Annotated in this window: 12 protein-coding genes, 1 tRNA gene and 1 pseudogene; all 14 read right to left on the bottom strand. The window is 48.6% G+C overall.

Annotated elements, in window-relative coordinates; genetic code table 11:
- The 14 genes and pseudogenes from VSQ62_RS12840 to VSQ62_RS12775 all read right to left on the bottom strand — a co-directional run bounded on the left by VSQ62_RS12840 (window position 1) and on the right by VSQ62_RS12775 (window position 19955).
- A complete protein-coding gene (locus VSQ62_RS12840) occupies window positions 1-840 on the bottom strand; it encodes a LicD family protein (protein WP_334635281.1) in 840 nt (279 codons plus the stop codon).
- A gap of 18 nt (window positions 841-858) precedes the next feature.
- Entirely contained in the window at window positions 859-1584 is a 726-nt protein-coding gene (locus VSQ62_RS12835) for a glycerophosphodiester phosphodiesterase family protein (protein ID WP_334635280.1), read from the bottom strand.
- A 31-nt stretch (window positions 1585-1615) separates the two neighbouring features.
- Window positions 1616-2974, bottom strand: coding sequence for a Gfo/Idh/MocA family oxidoreductase (locus VSQ62_RS12830; protein WP_334635279.1), 1359 nt, complete (start codon window positions 2972-2974; stop codon window positions 1616-1618).
- A gap of 25 nt (window positions 2975-2999) precedes the next feature.
- Window positions 3000-5561, bottom strand: a complete 2562-nt coding sequence (locus VSQ62_RS12825) for a hypothetical protein (RefSeq protein ID WP_334635278.1) — start codon at window positions 5559-5561, stop codon at window positions 3000-3002.
- A gap of 587 nt (window positions 5562-6148) precedes the next feature.
- Window positions 6149-7474 (bottom strand): zinc ribbon domain-containing protein, encoded by a 1326-nt coding sequence (locus VSQ62_RS12820; protein ID WP_334635277.1) that lies wholly within the window; start codon window positions 7472-7474, stop codon window positions 6149-6151.
- Between the two features lie 571 nt (window positions 7475-8045).
- Window positions 8046-9440, bottom strand: a complete 1395-nt coding sequence (pdxR, locus tag VSQ62_RS12815; protein WP_334635276.1) for a MocR-like pyridoxine biosynthesis transcription factor PdxR — start codon at window positions 9438-9440, stop codon at window positions 8046-8048.
- A gap of 16 nt (window positions 9441-9456) precedes the next feature.
- Window positions 9457-11250, bottom strand: coding sequence for a glutamine--tRNA ligase/YqeY domain fusion protein (locus VSQ62_RS12810; RefSeq protein WP_502957819.1), 1794 nt, complete (start codon window positions 11248-11250; stop codon window positions 9457-9459).
- A pseudogene (locus tag VSQ62_RS12805) lies at window positions 11251-12303 on the bottom strand (helicase associated domain-containing protein); the annotation flags it as partial.
- The gene (locus VSQ62_RS12800) at window positions 12281-13177 is read right to left on the bottom strand and encodes a DEAD/DEAH box helicase (RefSeq protein ID WP_334635275.1); all 897 of its coding nucleotides are present in this window, start codon (window positions 13175-13177) and stop codon (window positions 12281-12283) included. The pseudogene VSQ62_RS12805 and the gene VSQ62_RS12800, both read right to left, overlap by 23 nt.
- Before the next feature lie 267 nt (window positions 13178-13444).
- Window positions 13445-14197: a DUF2238 domain-containing protein gene (locus VSQ62_RS12795; RefSeq protein WP_334635274.1), complete on the bottom strand. Its 753-nt coding sequence runs from the start codon at window positions 14195-14197 to the stop codon at window positions 13445-13447.
- Window positions 14198-14333: 136 nt separating this feature from the next.
- Window positions 14334-15728 carry a MocR-like pyridoxine biosynthesis transcription factor PdxR gene (pdxR, locus tag VSQ62_RS12790; protein ID WP_334635273.1) on the bottom strand — a complete coding sequence of 465 codons (1395 nt, stop codon included), beginning with the start codon at window positions 15726-15728 and terminating at the stop codon, window positions 14334-14336.
- 77 nt (window positions 15729-15805) lie between these two features.
- Complete coding sequence (locus VSQ62_RS12785) at window positions 15806-17473, bottom strand: glutamine--tRNA ligase/YqeY domain fusion protein (protein ID WP_334635272.1); 1668 nt, start codon at window positions 17471-17473, stop codon at window positions 15806-15808.
- Window positions 17474-17616: 143 nt separating this feature from the next.
- Window positions 17617-19749: a glycogen debranching protein gene (locus VSQ62_RS12780; protein ID WP_334635271.1), complete on the bottom strand. Its 2133-nt coding sequence runs from the start codon at window positions 19747-19749 to the stop codon at window positions 17617-17619.
- 133 nt (window positions 19750-19882) lie between these two features.
- Window positions 19883-19955 (bottom strand) — tRNA-Thr (locus VSQ62_RS12775).
- Window positions 19956-20032: the final 77 nt, after the last annotated feature.

Raw genomic sequence — 20032 nt, 5'->3', positions numbered from 1 at the left:
TCACTCCTCAGGTAATTTTAATTTAGAGACCGGATGCGTCTTACGTTTCTCGGCAGGCGGTAATTCCATATAGTTTCCGTATTTCACCCGGAGATAACCGTCATAATCCCTTGCGCCGGGAAGCAGCATATTTCCAAACTGATACTTTGACAAATGTGTATACCATTTCCTCTCATAACCATATACACCTTTTGGTGTAGGAAATGTAAGGATCCGAACCAATCGTGTCTTTTTTCTTTGTCCGGCATCAATGAAACGCTGGTAACTCTTTATTACAAACTTCATTGGTATCCGTCTCATTAATTTATAAGCAGTCCGTTTCCACGGATTTTTTTCTGTCTTACTTCCTACTTCTGACCAGAAAAACTTACGGTACAAAAAGCATTGAATAAAATGTACTCTTCTTGACAGCCATCCGTCAGGCACGTTATCAAATGGCATCAAATCAATAAAAATCCCCTGTTCATATGGCATGAATTCCTGATTAAGCCTAATAAACTCAGTGCCTTTTTTCCTAAGTTTCCCGTATCCCCAACGATACCCCTTGGTATCTCTTAAATCCTGCATATAATATTTCTCGTGATTTAAGTCTGTCTTACATGCCTTTCTGAATTTCTCATACTCCGTTCTAAGAAATCCAATATCCGCATCATCATCCCATGGAATATATCCGCCATGCCGGATCGCCCCTAACATAGTTCCACCAACCATATTGAAATGGATATTATTTTTGAGGCAGATCCTTTTTACCTCGCTTATTAATTCTTTTTGAACATCTTGAAGTCTCTTTAACTCTTCACAGGACAAATTATATCCTTCATTTGTTTCCCTATTATTCAAAATGAACCCCTCTCCTATTTACAAATACACTTCTGGCTCGTTCAAAATAATATCTGTAATCCCTTGCCGCTCTAACTCATCCATATCCAATCTCGTTCCAGTAGGTTTCTCTGGATAGAGATGCCCGCTCATCCACACTCGCACAGCATAATTCTTCATTTCTTCCAACGGCAAATCTAATGCCTGCCAATATGGATGTAACGCATCTGCCCCGCAGCCGCCTTTTAATTTATATAAGCAATCTGACACCTTTCTGTCTAAAATCCCCAGTTCTGCATCCGGATCAAGTTTCCGCATCTTCTGCAGAGACATTGCATAAAAGGTGGAGTACACGATCTGCTTTTCAAGATCTCTTCGATGTATCAAATCTACGATCTTCTCTTCCATCCCTTCATACCGAAATACACTATTTTTCAACTCTATATTAAGTCTCAGCCCGCTTTTCAATTTATCTCCAAGCAGATCCAACACTTCTTCCATCGTAGGTATCTGCTCATATTTCCCATTCCCAGTATTAATTCTTAACTTCTTAAGTTCAGCTAAAGTATACTGTCTTACTTCCCCAATACCGTCTGTCGTTCTGTCCACTCTCTCGTCATGGATGACAACCATATGTCCATCCTTAGTAAGCTGAATATCCAGTTCAATCCCTTCAAGACCTTTAATCTCTGCCGCTCTTTCAAACGCCAGTAGTGTATTTTCCGGATACCTCTGGCTGCATCCCCGATGCGCCCATATTTTCATCGCCCTCATTTCCTTTCTGTGGCATCCACGATCAGTCGCAGATCCGCCGTCCCTCCGCCTTCAAAAATTCCTCCATTATACCCGCCAACGCCGCCGACTCTCCCCGGGTCAGCTTAAATCCATTATCGCCGCCCCCGCTTAGCATGGAGAGAAAATCGCTGATCTCATAACGCAGCCCGTCCCCAAGGAACCCCTCGGAGTATTTATCCACCCGCCCGGGATCTTCGTAATGCACCTCAAAGTAGGTGGTCTTCCACCATGGCGCCTCCGCCACGATATACCCTTTCGTTCCGGCAACCAGGAGCCTGCCTTCCGATTTTACTCCAAGCCCGCAGGTGGCTGTGGCTACGCCTGTAGGATAACGCAGGGAAGCCTTCGTAAACAGGTCAATCCCGTTCTCTCCCCGGATGGTGTCAAACTGCAGACTTTCATAATCCTTTCCCAAAAGCTTCAATATCGGCAGTATGCAATAGCTTCCTAACTCTGTGAAGCTGCCGCCGTATACCTGGTCTGTCAGTTCCCTTGCTTTCGGATCCTCCAGCTTCGTAAAGCACGCCTCCACATTGCGTATGCTTCCGATGATCCCGCTGCAGGCAATTCCCAGAAACTTTGTGAATCCCGGACAGTATGCAGTCTTGATCCCTTCAAGCAGTACCAGCCCCCGCTCTTTTGCATACCCAAACAGCTCCTCTGCCTGTGCCTTTTTCAGAACCATAGGCTTTTCACAGATGACATGCTTTCCATGCTCCAGGGCCGCCTTGATATAGCCATAATGTGTCTCATGGGGCGAGGCGATATAGACCACATCCACCGCCAGAAAGAAATTTTCCATATCCAGATATGCGTCTATTTTCCATTTGTCCGCAAATTTTGCCGCACTCTCCGTATGCGGGTTATACACCCCCTGCACACTGACGCCGCTGACAAGCTTTGCCTCCATGATAAACCTGCCGGCAATCCTGCCTGATCCTATGATCCCAATTCTCTGGATCTGCTGTTTCTGTTCTCTAAGCATGGTACTGGAGATATTCTTCGTCCGTTCCAGGTAGACAACTTCACAATAATCTTTCAGATAATCAAAACATCCTGTCCAGTCGGATCCGACTGTAAAAATATCTATATCGTATTTTTTGATATCATTAAACTTCTGTCCCTGCGTCTCTTCCACGATGATCTCATCGGCAAAACCCGTTTTCTTCACATTTTCAATACGCGTCATCAGGGAATCCACTACACTCAGCTTCCCTCTCGCTTTGTCATATGACTCTGTTGTCACGCCCACAATCAGATGATCCCCAAGCGCCTTCGCTCTCTGGAGCAACCGGTAATGCCCTTCATGAAAAAGGTCGAATGTTCCGTATGTAATTACTCTGGTAATCTTCTTTTCCATATAACCCTCTTTTTTTTGATGCTTTTCATGCCAGATTTCCGGTTTTTTCTCTCACAAACTGATATACATTTTCCCCGCACACACCTTCCGTGTTTGCATTGATCTTTGAAAATGCTTTTATCTGCCTGTCCCGGTCAAACTGGTTACCGGTCACGCTGCCATCCAGAAAGTCCCCCAGAGAATTAAACGCACCTTCGTTCAAACAGTACTGCATCCATTCTGATTCCTCCATGAACCCAGGCTCATGTGACTTAAGCTCATCAAGGTCAAACTCTATAGGAATCTCTCTGTATTCCTTTGTGTTAATGTTTACATCATATAGCTTTCGCTCCGGCGCATACCAGATCCGGTAATTTGCCTTCCCGCATTCGGAATATCCTACAACGAATCCGCCCATGCCTCCTGCTGTAAAGTATCCGTTCCTGCCGCGGCTTTGGAAAGGCAGCGGTGTCTCCCATTCCTCCATCTTCCCTGTTTCTCTGTCAAGCGTGAGATACATATTGCCCCAGGACGGCGAGATTACAATGTTTTCCGTTCCATTTTCTTCGGAAAATACCATCGCCCCAAAGGGTCTCTCTTCACACTCTAGGTTGTGAGGCCACTGAACAGATCTGAACCCTTCCGGTAGATCGCCGTATTCTCTTGCCTCTCCCGTCTTGGGATTCCAACAGGTAAGGACCGTCCCGTTCAGGGGCAGCAGCCACAAGTTATCCCCCTCCGGCACGATCCCCTGGGTTCCCAGACCACACTTGGAGCCGTTGGTAAGCCCCCTTCCCTCCAGAGTATCCATATCGAGGAAAAGAAAATGATCATCTTCCGGTGAGGCAAATACCAGTTCATTTCCATAAGGGCATACGCCGCCCACGCGCCGTTCCCCTTCCACATTCCTCACATTGAACTGGTTTATGCCATCCACATAGCTGATCTTTTCCGTTATGGTATCGATCCGGACCAGCCATGGATACTGGTTGGGGAGCAGAAAGATATATTTCTCATTGTACCAGTAACTCCAGAAAGCTCCCGCCTGTGTCGTCTTATACGGCAGATTGATCTTCCTGATCTTCTTATCCTGGATGATCAGGAAATCCTGGGCATTGCCCGGGAGAACATAGATCTTATCTCTGATCTCCACTGCCTTTATGTAATAACCGCCGGAAGAATAACCGGTCCCCAGATCCATATAAAACTTATAATGATAATCATTATTTTCAGAAAACCATAACTGGTTGTTCTTCGTGATCTGATACCTGTCGTCTCCCCATATATCAAACACAGGGTTCACTGCTTCGCCCCGCCAGTCTTCCTCCCCCGGCGGTGTATTGATATAATTATTCAGGATAAAAAGAGGCTTCCCGGCGACACCGAAAAGCGAAGTAACGCTTGTTCCCGCATCTCCGATATAAGCATCCGAATGCGCGATCGCCGTCTCTATATCCGGCGTATCATCGTAGATCCCTGCACCTTCATTGACAAATTCATCTCTCAGGGCATCATAGATCGGCTTATACATGGGTCTCATTGAACGGAAAGTGGATTCCAGAAGCGGATGCGGCCGCCAAAGCAGACATGCCTCATCCCTTCCTCTGAAACACCGGAACACATATTCCATCTTTTTAAGGAAAGCCTCTGTATCCCCCAGCATCCCCTGGAGACTCGTATTATAGAAATACACTTTCTTCCCCGCCGACTTTTCTTCCCATTCCTCAGGCGGCTTCGGCGGATCCTCGCACATACGGATCACCCGGTCAAACTTGGGAGACCCAAGCGGTATCAGCTTCTCCCTGGGCACTGACTGGTCAAAAAAATTACAGTATTTCGGCGCCTGGATGATGATATAATCTGCATTATAATAAGCCGGACACTGTGCCTGTGCTTCCGACATCCCTCCTGCCGTAGCATAGTAAGGAATATAGACCAGACATTCCGTGTGCTTCTTCAACTGCCCCGAATAGAACCTGGGGTCTATGCTTGTGACATAATTGGCATTGTCATAAGGCGTGTGTATGAACACGGCATCCGGCTTTCTATCTTCAAATGAATACTTGTCATAATGCACTGTTGGTACATAAGAAGGCAGATCGTTCCCTTCATAGTGGTATGTACCAAGCGACCCGTCCGGATTCCTGTCATAATAAGGGATCGGGACCACATAGGCGTCACATGACGGGTCTGCATCCGCAGCCTGCCATACACTTTCCAGGGAATCCCACATGGAAGCCTTATAGGGAAGGAACACCATCTCAAAACGTACTTTTATGTCATTCCTGATACTGTTCTCGACCTGGATCAACATCCTGTGCAGCCTTTTATGCACATTGTTTGCCTTCCCATCCTCTCCCCGATTAAGCTCCTCGTAGATCTGGTAGACCAGTTCGCAATAATTTTCTACCAAACGGATCGCGGGACAGTCCTCCCCTTCCGTCTTCTCTATCAGTTCCCCTGTACGGACGGCACCTTCCTGGCATTGCGCCAATAGATCCATGGCTGCCGCAGTATTGTGGGTTTCTATACATCTTTTTATTTCCTTATGCGCCTGTTTAAGCAGCGTTGTAAATTCTTCGATTTGTCTTTTCTGCGCTTTTCTCATTTTCCCTGTTCCTTTATACGGCTCTGCCACTTTTTTTGCCATAAGGCAGATATTTTTAGATTTCTATATTTCACCTGCTTCCCCTAGATCCACTTATCGCTCCCCTTCACAGGAAGACTTACGTCCTCTTTCCCATACGTTTTTCAGACATATCTCTGTCTCAGGCGCTTTGGATCTACGGTTCAGGATCATTCCTGTCTTTGTTATCTGATTTAAAATAAGGCACATTGGTCATCCGCTTACCTGCTATGCCGTTTCCGGCACAACATACTTTTCATGCGGATGATGCGGATCGATATCATCTCTCCGCTTCGCTCCCTGCTACGTCATGCAGCTACCGCCTTAAGGCTGATGCCCCGCATGCGCCAGAGCATATCCTCTGGCCCGCCGCTTCTTCATGTTCACAAGGTCCTGGCATACCCAATACCCGGATCTTACGCTCCCTGCATATTCCCTCTGAATACACCTAAAGCGATCCGGCTTCTAATGCCGTTCGTCTTTTTTATATCATGAACGCCTTCCTAGTCCTTGCGGTAAAATCCCGGCTCATCGCCGGCATTTATCTAAAACGGCTGTTCTTATGATCTTTAAGAATATGTTCCCCCTCGGTTCAGCGCCCCGTCTCCCTGCCCGCGTTTCTTCACGTTACGGGCAGTATTGGTCTTCTCCTCACTCTGATATCCGCATTGGGGGCATATGAATTCTCCCTTTTCTTTCTTCCCGATTGCTCCGCAGCTGCTGCATTCATTACTGATATCCTTCCCAAGCACTTCCACAACCTCCACGGCCTGCTCCATACACTTTTGCAGCATCCGTTTTCGGATATAGCCTCTCTGCCACTGCGCCATAGAATGATTAATCTTCTTATTCACCCCGCCTGCCTGCGGTTTTGGCAGCTTTACAATATAGATAGTCTTCGGCTTCTCTTCTCTTAAGAAACGATTCAATTCCTTATTGATATAACTATGCAGCTGCTCTTCCATACGTTTCTTCTTCGCTCTATACTTCTTCCTGCCGGGATTCTCACTCCTGTTGCAGTTATAGATCCTTGTCTGTTCACGGATCCAGTCTGCGTATTCGATCTGATATCTGCCCAGTTCACTGCCGTACCGATGCCCTTTATCTGTCGTCAGCATCGTATAAACCCCTGTAGAAACCCCTACCTGATTCCGATAATCAGCATGATCACGGACCGTTACATTTACCGGCGCTTTGATCCTGATACTGTGTTCCTTCGGATACAGCTTGATATAGAGCTGGCTCTTATACCGGTTATTATCCGTCAGCAGCACAAAGACCCGCTTCCGCTTCTCTTTTATCGAAATGTAGATTCCATGATCCGCATAACGATATGCCCGCTCCGCTATGGCAAAACCATCCGCTCTGTCCGTGTGAAGCTTCACATGATGCTTCCTCACCTGCCTGCACAGATATTTATTCAGCTTTTCTGTATCAACTTTTGCCGCTACTTTGCCATACTGCTTCTGCACTGTATCGGGCAATTCAACCGGCTTCTGATTCAGCACCTCTTCAAACGCATTGCTGACCTTAAGCAAAAAACGCAGATAATGCTTATCCGCTTCTGTAAAACCCTCGTTCTGATTGATCAGCTTCGAGATCTTCGTCTTCGTTCTGGTCCACTGGCTCTTAATATCGCCCAACGCATCAAAAATCGCCAGATAGAAATATACTGACGGCATTCCCAATATTTCCCGGTAACCGCTGTCCGTCATCTCATTCTGCACGGTGTAACCCGGATAAATCTTTGATAAACTGGCGATTCCGCCGTAACGGGAATATACATAATTCTTCACTTTCCTGTAGTCCCCTGCAATCTCCAGAAGCTTCTGCATATCAGCCTCTTTGATCGGTTCCTTATTATACTGATGAATGGTCTTGCATACTCTCTCCATTGGCACTCTTTCAAGGTACTATCCTATTCTTCTTTTATTACTCTTTTCATCTCAAAATCTTCCATACACAATTTCCACAATTCCCGTAAATACAAGATTTTTCTGGATTCAAAAACCCTTACGAAATACTGTACTTTTTTGTAATGGTTTTTCTGGAAAAATTTTTTGACAAATATCACAAAAAAGGGGATTAAGTTTATTGACTTTTTGTCGATAATATATTAGAATGGACAAATTTTTCATCAAAAAAACCATTACAAAAAAGTACATTTTTTCGTAATGGTTTTTCATTGTTATATTCTGATTTATTGCAAATTGCTTATTTATTTTCAGACAAAATATTATTTATTCCTGCTTTTCAGCATCACAGATGCCTCCTTATATATCCAAACCCAGTATTTCTGCCCTTTATCTTATCATAAAACATCTGCCTCCGCCACGAGGACTTCATTCTTCTCATAATCCATGACCGCCCGCACCTTCCGGATACACAATCCTGATAATGCAACTACCAAAGCAAACGGTACTTTTTAGGGGCAAAGCAAGATTTCCCTGTCCCCGAAGAGCATTCTCACCGAAAACATCTATTCAATATCTCCACCGCTTCCCTGATCTGCTCCTCCGTAAGATTCGCATAACCAAGTAAAATGGTCGCTTCCGCTTCCTCCCGCTTCCCGATCCAGTAATCTGACATCCCATACACCCGGATATCCTTAGCCCCGGCTCTGCGGATCAGTTCTTCCTCCGTCATCCCGTTGTGAAATGTCAGCAGGAGATGAACGCCCGCATGCTCCCCGGATATAGTCAGGATATCCGACATACTCTTAAGCCCTTCGATCAGCACATCGTGCCGGCTCTTATACAGCGCCCTGGTCTTGTTGAGATGCCGTTCGTAATACCCCTCTTCGATAAATCTCTGCTCGATCATCTGGTCCACCTTCGAGACGGTAGAATGCACGAAATCAGCCTTCCTCTCGTATTCTGCCAGAAGCGGCCCCGGCAGCACCATATAGCTTAAGCGGATCGCCGGTGCAATAGACCTGGAAAATGTACCCAGATAGATCACCTTCTCATGGACGTCATACCCCTTAAGGGCAGGGATCGGCTTCCCCTTATAGCGGTACTCGCTGTCATAATCATCCTCCACGATATACCGCCTCTCATCCTTCGCCGCCCACCGAAGCAATTCCATTCTCCGGTTGATGGGCATCACGATTCCGGTAGGATACTGATGGGACGGAGTCACATATGCAACGTCCGCCCCTGATTCTTCCAATTCCGATACCTTCATCCCATTTCTGTCCAAAGACACCGGCACCGTCTCATAGGACAATACATCCGCCATGCGGTACGCCTGCTTATACGCCGGATTTTCAAATGCGATCCGATGCTCCCTCCCTAATACCATGCTTAGGAGCATCAGGACATAATCGCTTCCCGCGCCGACGATAATCTGCTCCGGGATGCAATTCACCCCTCTGGCCTGATGCAGATAGCTGCAGATGGCGCTGCGAAATCCATACTCGCCCTTGGAATCTCCAGAGCGGAACAGTTCTATCCTGTCGTCGATCAGGATATCCTTCGACAGCTTCCTCCAGGCATTATAGGGAAAGCTTCTAAGATCCACGCCATTGGGCGAAAAATCATACCGATACTTCTTCTCTTCCTTCCTGACGGCAGGAATCTGCTTATTCTCTCTTTCCAGATGATACAATTCCTCCGTCTGCGCCACGAAGAATCCCTTATACGGCTTTGACTCAATATACCCTTCCGATAAAAGCTGCTCATAGGCAAGCTCCACCGTACTCCTGCTGACCTCCAGATGCTTTGACAATGCCCGCGTGGACGGCAGCTTCTCACCGTACGCGAACCGCCCCTGCTGGATGTCTGTCTTAATGTAGCCGTAGATCTGCTCATAGAGAGGAATCTTAGAACAGCTCTTAAGATTCATCGTCAACTCATTCATATCATCACACTGCCATTTACTTCGGCAACTTAAAAGAACTCTTAAGCGACACGATCCGGTTAAATACCAACGCCTCCGGCGCGGAATCCTTAGAATCGATACAGAAGTATCCGTTCCGCACAAACTGGAAGCTGTCGCAGCCCTTCGCATCCGCAAAGCTGTCCTCCACATAGCAGTCCTTGCGGACGATCAGAGAATTCGGGTTCAGATTCAGAGAACCGTCCTCCTTATTATAGACGCCCTTCTCCTCGTCCACCAGATTCTCATAGAGGCGCACCTCAGCCTGCTTCGCATAAGGCGCCGCTACCCAGTGGATCGTTCCCTTGACCTTCCGCCCGGTGAATCCTGTCCCGCACTTCGTCTCCGGGTCGTAGGTTGCGTGTACAACCGTCACATTGCCGTTCTCATCCGTCTCATAGCTTATACATTTGACAAAATATGCGTGCATCAGGCGCACTTCATTGCCCGGGAACAGACGGAAATACTTCTTCGGAGGCTCGATCATGAAGTCCTCCCGCTCAATATACAACTCCCGGCCAAACGGAAGCTTGCGCATCCCAAGTTCAGGATTCTCCAGATTATTCTCCACTTCCAGATACTCCGTCTCACCTTCAGGATAATTGTCGATCACCAGCCTGATCGGATCTAAGACTGCCATCATACGCGGACGCTTTAACTTCAGATCTTCTCTGATACAATATTCAAGCATGGCATAGTCTACGGAACTCTGGCTCTTAGACACCCCGCACATCTCGATAAACATCTGCAGGGATTCCGGGGTGAATCCTCTTCTTCTAAGCGCCGCAATGGACACAAGCCTCGGATCATCCCAGCCGTCCACGATACCGTCCATTACCAGCTTCTTGATGTATCTCTTGCCGGTTACCACATTGGTCAGATACAGCTTGGCAAACTCGATCTGACGCGGCGCCGGGTCGAATTCACATTCCTTCACCACCCAGTCATAGAGCGGTCTGTGATCCTCGAATTCCAACGTACAGATAGAATGGGTGATCTTCTCCACCGCATCCTCGATCGGGTGCGCGAAATCATACATCGGGTAGATACACCACCGATCCCCCGTATTGTGATGCGCCATGTGCGCCACACGGTAGATCACCGGATCACGCATGTTGATATTCGGGGACGCCATATCGATCTTGGCACGCAAGACCTTCTCGCCGTCCTTGTATTTCCCGTCCTTCATCTCTTCAAAGAGCCGCAGATTCTCCTCCACAGGACGGTCGCGGTATGGGCTGTTCTTCCCGGGTTCCTTAAGAGTACCACGGTATTCCCGGATCTCGTCGGCCGTCAGGTCGCAGACGAATGCCTTCCCCTTCCTGATCAGCTTGACCGCACATTCATACATCACTTCAAAATAATCCGACGCAAAATACAGGTGCTCCTTCCAGTCTGCGCCGAGCCACTTCACATCCTCCTTGATAGATTCCACAAACTCCATATCCTCCTTGGTCGGATTGGTGTCGTCGAACCTCAGATGAAAGGTTCCGTTATATTTCTTCGCCAGACCAGAATTCAGAAGGATTGATTTGGCGTGTCCGATATGAAGATATCCGTTCGGCTCCGGCTTCACCCAGACCATTCTAAGCGCATCTAACTGCTCCTGCCGTTCTGCCGAATGCTTCGCTTTCCCTTTCTCCCGCCTGTCCACGATCCAGTGTCCTAATTTATACCCGGACGGACTTACATAAGATACCGGCACATTGAGATTCCCATACGCCTCATAATAAGCCTTCGCCTCCGTATAGCCCTTGTCCCACTGCTGCTCCGGCTTCGTCTTCCAGGCCATCCCGATCTCATCCAACCGGGCGATCTGCTCCTGCGTAAGCTTCGCTCCGCTGGTCTTCCCTTTCCGCAGTAACCGCTGCCTCCGGATCCAACCGCCGATCTTCAATCCTTTGGGTGAAATGTATGCATTAAGAATATCCAGATTCCCATGCTCCCGGTAATACTGCAGACATTCTATGAAGTTCTCTTCCCACAGATAATCCGGCACATCCCAGACCATCCCGATCTCGTTAAGCACCCGGATCCGTTCCTCTGTCAAATAACCTTTCTGGATCCCGCTCTTCCGGTAAGTCCGAAGCTGACAGATCCATGCACCAAGCCGGATCCCCGAATCCGCCACATCATTTACACTGGTATTCAGGTTCCCATGCTCTTCATAATACTTTCTCGCCTCTGCGAAATACCGCTCCCAGGAAAGATCCCGGTAGCTTCCCCAGACCATCCCGATCCGGTCAAGCTTCTGGATCCGGTCTGCCGAAAGCACACCATACTTCTCCCCGGCACGGACCTTCCTCTGCGTCAGCAGCCACCGGCCAAGTCCATATCCTTCCTCCGTCTGATACCGCACCGGCACCTCCAGATTCCCATGCTCCTGGTAATACTGCTTCGCATACGCATACATCAAGTCCCAGGAAGCTGTCAGCGTCTCCTCTAACTTCTCAAAAAGTGCAATACAGTCCTGCACCTCATCTATCACCCTGAAATGCTCATTGACAATCTCATCCTCGCGGTTAAGGAAATGATAATAGGACACAGCAACCTGCATCTCTTCCTCAATCGTCCCGATACTGTACAGATTCTCTATATTCAGCACAATATCGAAGATAACTGCATCTTTCTTCTTTCCCGCTGACAACGCCCGTCCGATCTGCTGTTTGTAAATGATCGGCGACACCGTGGGCCGAAGCAGAACCACTCCGTCCACATCCTCCACATGGACTCCTTCATTTAACATGTCAATGCAGTACAGTAGTTTCAGATGCCTGCTCCCATCCGCCTTAAAATCCGCAAATGCCTGACTTGTCTCCGGATCATCGGAATAGGCCCTTCCCAAACCATTCCGGCGCCTTCCCGATCATTTCCGTCATGTGCTCATAATTGGCACAGAAGACAATATATTTCCCTGAACGGTTCTTCATATGTTTACGGAAGATCTCATCCAGCCCGTCTGCCTGCTCCAACGCATGACGAAGAGCTTCTAACTGCTTCTCTCCCTCATCCCGGATGACCCTGCTTTTCGCCATCCGCACCCGTCTTTCATATTTTGCCAGATCCTTCTGATAAGAGAATACGGACAGCACATACTTGGGCGGACTTAAGATGCCCCGCACGATCGCCTCGCCAAGGGTCATCTCCGAAGCCACATTCCCATCGAATAGCTCGTCTGACATATCCCGCTGGTTATCCAGGTAGCGGATCGCCGTTGCCGAAAGCCCCAGCACCCTGGCCTTTGGGTACATGGATAACAATTTCTGCACTCCCTGCCCCCACATGGCCGCGCCGCAGCGGTGGAATTCATCTAATATAATGTAGTCGGGATGAATCTTCCCTAATTCCGTCTCCGACATTGACATCAACTTTGCATAGGTGTAAAATCTGACATTTTCAAGCACATCCTTGAAACCGTTCCCGCTATTCGTTTCTGCCGACATCCGCGCATTACGGTTTTCATTTCTCCCTGTGTCGCCAGATAACGTCCCATTCTTCTCTAAGCTCGCCGCCAGATTCTCTACCTGAGTCCGGAAGATGTATTCTGACGGCGACAGCCAGCATATGGTCTGATCCGGGTAATCTTCACACAGCTTGAACCCAATAAAGGATTTTCCCGTACCCGTAGGATGCACAATTGCCGCTTTGCCCGTTGTCTTAAGCATATCCAGAGCCGCCTGATACACTGTCTGATTATGTTCAAATAATTCAATTTTCATATTTGCGGCTCCTTTCCTAATTATAAACAGTGTCTGACGGCTATGATGTCCATACGACAAGCTGCAGCCCCGTCAGAATCCATAAATTCCCCGTCAAAATGTAATGAAGTATGTTAATTCATTACATTTTTTCTATAATTCCTCTATTTACGGCTTTTTGATCTTCACTCAAAGACATTTTCCGTCTTATCAACAAAAAACCGATATCTTTTTAGGAATATCGGTTTTGGCCTTGAATATAGACTTTACATTGCTATTATAGCCTTTTTACTCTTCTTCCTCCCTCACCTGCGGAATCAGCGAAGCCGCCAGCTTCCCTCTCCCTCTCTGCTTCAGATACAGCACCCCCACGACAGAGAACACCACCGCTCCGATAAAGTTCACCATCAGGTCCTTCATCGTATCCACGATCCCCACATCCAGATAACCGCCGAGATTCCACTCCTGCCCGTTGACCACCAGGGAATCAACGGCCACCTTCACCGGCACATTCGCGCCGTCCGGATTCAGCTTGACTGAACTGATCGCAGGCAGGATCCAATCCTTCTGCATATCTGTCTGGAAGAACCAGTCCATCCCGAATTCGAAGAACTCCCACAGCACCCCTACCGTCATGGAGAAGCAGAATGCCACAAACGCCACAAAATACGGCGACATCTTAATAGAAAACCGTTCGCTCCGGTTAAATATATCGATCATGGCAAACCCGATCGCCGCCATCAAGAATCCGTTGGTCGTATGTAACATGGTATCCCAGATGGATATCTTCACATAGAACGCATGGATCTCCCCTAAGATCTCCGCGGAAAATATGAAAATCAGGATCACCGCCTGCAATCCTGCAGGAATACTCACCCCAAGCTTCTTCTCGATAAGCTTCGGCACCATAAAAAGGATCAGCGTCAGTACCCCCAGGAACATATTGTGATAATTCCCCAGGAAGAATTGACGCACGATCGATGCCGTCACCAATATCATCAACACTAATTCTACCTTCGTTCTCTTCTTTGCTGCTCCCATATCCTTTCCTCCGTATCGCCTCTTAAATATACAGATTGAACGCAGCGTTCTGCAGTCCAAACTTTCTCAATTATTATAAAGTTTTTACTGCATAGAATCTGTTTTTTGTGGCAAACGGTACTTTTTAGGGGCAAACTCAACGAAAACATCGATTCAATATCTCCGCCGCTTCCCTGATCTGCTCCTCTGTAAGATTCGCATAACCAAGCAGAATGGTCGCTTCCGTTTCCTCTCTCTTCCCGATCCAGTAATCCGACATCCCATACACCCGGATATCCTCCGCCTTAGCTCTTTGGATCAGCTCTTCCTCCGTCATCCCATTGCGAAATGTCAGCAGCAGATGGACTCCCGCGTGCTCCCCGGATATGGTCAGGATGTCCGACATACTCTTAAGCCCTTCGATCAGCACATCGTGCCGGCTCTTATACAGCGCTCTCGTCTTGTTGAGATGCCGTTCATAATACCCCTCTTCGATAAACCTCTGCACGATCATCTGGTCCACCTTGGAGACGGTAGAGTGTACGAAATCATTCCTTCTCTCGTATTCCTCCAGAAGCGGTCCCGGCAGCACTATATAGCTTAAGCGGATCGCCGGGGCGATCGATTTGGAAAATGTACCCAGATAGATCACCTTCTCATGGGCATCATACCCCTTAAGCGCGGGAATCGGCTTCCCTTTATAGCGGTACTCGCTGTCATAATCATCCTCCACGATATACCGCCCTTCCTCCTTCGCCGCCCACCGAAGCAGCTCCATTCTCCGGTTGATGGGCATCACGATCCCGGTGGGATACTGGTGAGACGGGGTCACGTATGCAATATCCGCCCCCGTCTCCTCCAACTCCGACACCTTCATTCCATTCCTGTCAAGGGACACCGGCACCGTCTCGTAATCCAGCGCATTTGCCATGCGATACGCCTGCTTATACGCCGGATTCTCGAATGCGATCCGGTGCTCCCGCCCTAATACCATACTCAGGAGCATCAGGATATAATCGCTCCCTGCACCGACAATTATCTGCTCCGGGGAACAGTTCACCCCCCTGGCCTGATGGAGATAGCTGCAGATCGCATTACGGAATCCATACTCGCCCTTGGAATCACCGGAACGGAACAGCTCTGTCCTGTCATCGACCAGGATGTCTTTGGACAGCTTCCTCCAGGCATTGTAGGGGAAGCTTCGAAGATCGACTCCATTGGGTGAGAAATCATACCGGTACTTCTTCTCTTCCCGCTTAACGGCAGAAGCCTGCTTGCGCTCCCTCACCAGATGGTACAATTCCTCCGTCTGCGCTACGAAGAACCCCTTATACGGCTCCGACTCAATGTAACCTTCCGACAGAAGCTGCTCATAGGCAAGCTCCACCGTACTCCTGCTGACTTCCAGATGCTTCGACAATGCCCGTGTGGACGGCAACTTCTCACCATAAGCGATCCGTCCTTGTTGGATATCCGTCTTAATATAGCTGTAAATCTGTTCATAGAGAGGCAGCCTGGAACGGCTCTTAAGACTCATCGTCAACTCATTCACCGCAATTCTCCTCCACGAAAAAGGCTGCCGCAGAATGAAATGGAACATATCTGATCTGCGGCAGCCACATCAAACTTCTACTTCGGCAGCTTGAAAGAACTCTTAAGCGACACGATTCGGTTGAATACCAGCGCCTCCGGCACAGAATCCTTAGAATCAATGCAGAAATACCCATTCCGCACAAACTGGAAGCTGTCATGACCCTTCGCATCCGCAAAGCTGTCCTCCACGTAGCAATCCTTACGGACGGTCAGAGAATTCGGATTCAGGTTCAGGGACCCGTCTTCCTTATTATAGACGCCCTTCTCCTCGTCCACCAGATTCTCATACAGCCGCACCTCTGCCTGCTTCGCGTAAGGCGCCGCCACCCAATGGATCGTTCCCTTGACCTTCCGTCCGGTGAAGCCTGTCCCGCACTTCGTCTCCGGGTCATAGGTTGCATGTACCACCGTCACATTGCCGTTCTCATCCGTCTCATAGCTTACACATTTGACGAAGTAAGCGTGCATCAGGCGCACTTCGTTGCCCGGGAACAGACGGAAATACTTCTTCGGCGGCTCGATCATGAAATCCTCCCGCTCAATGTACAATTCCCGGCCAAACGGAATCTTACGCATTCCAAGCTCCGGATTCTCCAGATTATTCTCCACCTCCAGATACTCTGTCGCGCCTTCCGGATAATTGTCGATCACCAGCCTGATCGGGTCTAAGACCGCCATCATGCGGGGACGCTTTAACTTCAGATCCTCTCTGATGCAATACTCAAGCATGGCATAATCCACGGAACTCTGGCTCTTCGATACCCCGCACATCTCGATAAACATCTGCAGAGACTCCGGCGTGAAGCCTCTTCTTCTGAGCGCTGCGATAGAGACAAGCCTTGGGTCGTCCCATCCGTCCACGATACCGTCCGTTACCAGCTTCTTGATATATCTCTTTCCAGTCACCACATTGGTCAGATACAGCTTGGCGAACTCGATCTGACGCGGCGCCGGGTCGAATTCACATTCCTTCACCACCCAGTCGTAGAGCGGTCTGTGATCCTCGAATTCCAAGGTACAGATGGAATGAGTGATCTTCTCCACCGCATCCTCAATCGGATGTGCGAAATCATACATCGGGTAAACGCACCATCTGTCTCCCGTATTGTGGTGCGCCATATGCGCCACACGGTAAATCACCGGATCACGCATGTTGATGTTCGGAGATGCCATATCGATCTTGGCGCGCAATACCTTCTCTCCGTCCTTGTATTTCCCGTCCTTCATCTCTTCAAAGAGCCGAAGATTCTCCTCCACAGGACGGTCGCGGTACGGACTGTTCTTCCCTGGTTCCTTAAGCGTGCCCCGGTATTCACGGATCTCGTCGGCAGTCAGGTCACAGACGAACGCCTTCCCCTTCTTGATCAATTTGACCGCACACTCATACATCACTTCAAAATAATCCGATGCAAAATACAGGTGTTCCTTCCAGTCGGCGCCAAGCCACTTCACATCCTCCTTGATCGACTCTACAAATTCCATATCCTCCTTGGTCGGATTGGTGTCGTCGAACCTCAGATGGAAGGTTCCGTTATATTTCTTCGCCAGCCCGGAATTCAGAAGGATCGACTTGGCGTGTCCGATATGAAGATACCCGTTGGGCTCTGGCGGGAACCTGGTACACACCTCAGAATATACTCCTTCTGCAAGATCCTTATCTATCTCCTGTTCTATAAAATTCTTAGAAACAATCTCTTCTCCCATTATACTCCTGCTGCCCGCATCACTCCTGTCGGCAAACGAATCTGTCAGGCAGCCTCTCCTTTCCTAAATATATTAACCAGTGCCATTTTATCACAAATAATACCGTGAAACAAGGCAGTTTTAAGCTTCCGGGCGCTTTATCCTCAAAATGCCCGTCCGGTAAATACAGCCACAGACCGGGGACGCATGACAAATTCACCGTCAATGCGCACCTCGCTGCCTTCTTCATAGCAGTACCGGCCTTCCCAATCTCCATACGTGTTGACGCTTAGATGCCATGCAGCCATATTCTCAAGATGCGGCAGTGTAATCTTCACATCCTCCCAGTGGGTATTCACGGATACATACACTAAATCGTCCTTCCCTTTTTCCTTGTCATATCCCGCAAAACCGATAGAAAAAGTCCGTGCATCTCTGGGCACGTTCAACACATCTGCCAAAGCACTATGAGCATGGATCGGTCCCATTCCGCAGACTGCATCCGGTAGTTTCCGGCGGATGATCGGATGTTTCTTTCGATAATCAATCATGAATCTGAAGAATTCGAACAATTCCCGGTTCTTCTCAAGATATCCCCAATCAAGCCAGGACACCTCATTGTCCTGACAATAACAGTTATTGTTGCCATACTGCGTATTCCCGAATTCATCCCCGGCAAAAAACATGGGCGTCCCCCTGCTGCACATAAGCACGGCACATGCATTGCGGATCATACGGTAACGAAGCTTAAGCACCTCCGGTTTGTCTGTCTCTCCCTCCGCACCGCAGTTCCAACTCCTGTTGTCATCCGACCCGTCTTTGTTGTTCCATCCATTCTTCTCATTATGCTTTACATTGTAGGAATATAGGTCATACAAGGTAAATCCGTCATGACAGGTCAGGAAATTCACACAGGAATTATATCCTGCATAACTCTTCGAATCATCGGAAAATTCTTTGCCGTAGATATCTCCTGAACCGGCTATGCTCCACGCCGCATTCCAGGCTTCCCAATTCTCCCCTTTCAGAAACCCTCTGACCGAATCTCTGTATCTTCCGTTCCATTCCGCCCAACGCCTGCTTGCCGGGAAGCTGCCCACCTGGTACATACCGCCCGCATCCCACGCCTCGGCAATCAGTTTGACATTGCTTAATACCGGATCATAAGAGAGGCTTCGAAGAAGGGGCGGATTGTTCATCGGCGAACCGTCCTCATTTCTCCCCAGGATGCTCGCAAGATCGAACCGGAATCCATCCACCCGGTAGCTGACCGTCCAGTATCTTAAGCATTCCAGGATCAACAGTTTCACAATGGGATGATTGCAGTTCAGCGTATTCCCGCATCCGCTGAAATTATAATAATTGCCGTCCGGCGTCAGCATATAGTATACCTTGTTATCCAAGCCCTTAAAACAGAATGACGGTCCGTTCTCATTGCCTTCCGCCGTATGGTTGAAGACCACATCCAGGATCACCTCGATCCCATTGTCATGAAGCGCTTTGATCAGCTCTTTCAACTCTCTTCCTTCGTGATTGTATTCCTCCGTCGCCGCATAACTGGTGTTGGGCGCGAAGAACCCGACCGGATTATAACCCCAGTAATCCAGAAGCCTCTGTCCGTCCACCTCACGCACATCCCGCATCTCGTCGAATTCAAAGATCGGCATCAGTTCCACCGCATTGACCCCCAGCTCTTTCAAATACGGTATCTTCTCCATCAACCCTGCAAATGTCCCCCGGTGCTCCACGCCTGAGGACGGATGCCTGGTAAATCCCCTGACATGCAGTTCGTAGATGACCAGGTCGCACATCTCCCTGTTGGACTGCGGCATATCTCCCCAGTCGAACTTATCCTCTACCACTCTCGCATGGTAAGCGCCCACCTTCCGGTCGCCCCATCCGCGCCATCCCGCGATCGCCCTCGCGTAAGGATCCAGGATCACATTCTCCCGCTTGAACAGCAACCCCTTCTCCGGCTGATAAGGCCCGTCGATCCGGTATGCATACTCGAATTCATGGATATCCAGACCGAATACGATCATCGAGTACACATCCCCAATCTTGTACTCATCCGGAAACGGAAGCACTGCATACGGCTCCGCCTCTCCTCTGTGAAACAGGAGAAGCTCACAATAATTCCCATAATGTGTGTGAATTGTGAAATTCACCCCTCTTGGAAGCACTGTCACCCCATTGATATCGAACATTCCCGGCCGAACCGGGTATCCTGCGATCTCTCCCATTGGTTTAATGGCTATCGGATAATCCTTCGGCAGCTTGCTGCTGTATGCCTTCATACAGTTCCTCCTCTCTGACATAAAACGCCTTCACGTTCCTGTTTCTCGTCCACAAAGGACTAGTACAGCATTGCTGTACTAACATTTCAAGGTTCAAAAAAAGGGGCTATCTCCTATCTGATAGTCCCTTATAAGCTGCCTAGCGGAATCGAACCGCCGACCTCCGCCTTACCAAGGCGACGCTCTACCGACTGAGCCAAGGCAGCGCACATACGATATGCAACATTGATACTATACAATAACTTGGCCAGTCTTGTCAATAACTTTTTCCATTTTTTATGAC

It is taken from the genome of Sporofaciens sp. JLR.KK001 (assembly GCF_036941055.1).
Lineage (GTDB): Bacteria > Bacillota > Clostridia > Lachnospirales > Lachnospiraceae > Sporofaciens.
The sequence above is the reverse complement of the archived record's forward strand: the minus strand, read 5'-3'. Positions and strand labels throughout refer to the sequence as shown.

Excerpts from the sequence above, each read along its gene's own strand:
- VSQ62_RS12820 (WP_334635277.1), bottom strand. The coding sequence starts at position 7,474 with ATGGAGAGAGTATGCAAGACCATTCATCAGTATAATAAGGAACCGATC.
- VSQ62_RS12835 (WP_334635280.1), bottom strand. The coding sequence starts at position 1,584 with ATGAAAATATGGGCGCATCGGGGATGCAGCCAGAGGTATCCGGAAAAT.
- VSQ62_RS12780 (WP_334635271.1), bottom strand. The coding sequence starts at position 19,749 with ATGAAGGCATACAGCAGCAAGCTGCCGAAGGATTATCCGATAGCCATT.
- VSQ62_RS12810 (WP_502957819.1), bottom strand. The coding sequence starts at position 11,250 with ATGGCCTGGAAGACGAAGCCGGAGCAGCAGTGGGACAAGGGCTATACG.
- VSQ62_RS12830 (WP_334635279.1), bottom strand. The coding sequence starts at position 2,974 with ATGGAAAAGAAGATTACCAGAGTAATTACATACGGAACATTCGACCTT.
- VSQ62_RS12800 (WP_334635275.1), bottom strand. The coding sequence starts at position 13,177 with ATGAAAATTGAATTATTTGAACATAATCAGACAGTGTATCAGGCGGCT.
- VSQ62_RS12795 (WP_334635274.1), bottom strand. The coding sequence starts at position 14,197 with ATGGGAGCAGCAAAGAAGAGAACGAAGGTAGAATTAGTGTTGATGATA.
- pdxR (WP_334635276.1), bottom strand. The coding sequence starts at position 9,440 with ATGAATGAGTTGACGATGAATCTTAAGAGCTGTTCTAAGATTCCTCTC.
- VSQ62_RS12825 (WP_334635278.1), bottom strand. The coding sequence starts at position 5,561 with ATGAGAAAAGCGCAGAAAAGACAAATCGAAGAATTTACAACGCTGCTT.
- VSQ62_RS12785 (WP_334635272.1), bottom strand. The coding sequence starts at position 17,473 with ATGGGAGAAGAGATTGTTTCTAAGAATTTTATAGAACAGGAGATAGAT.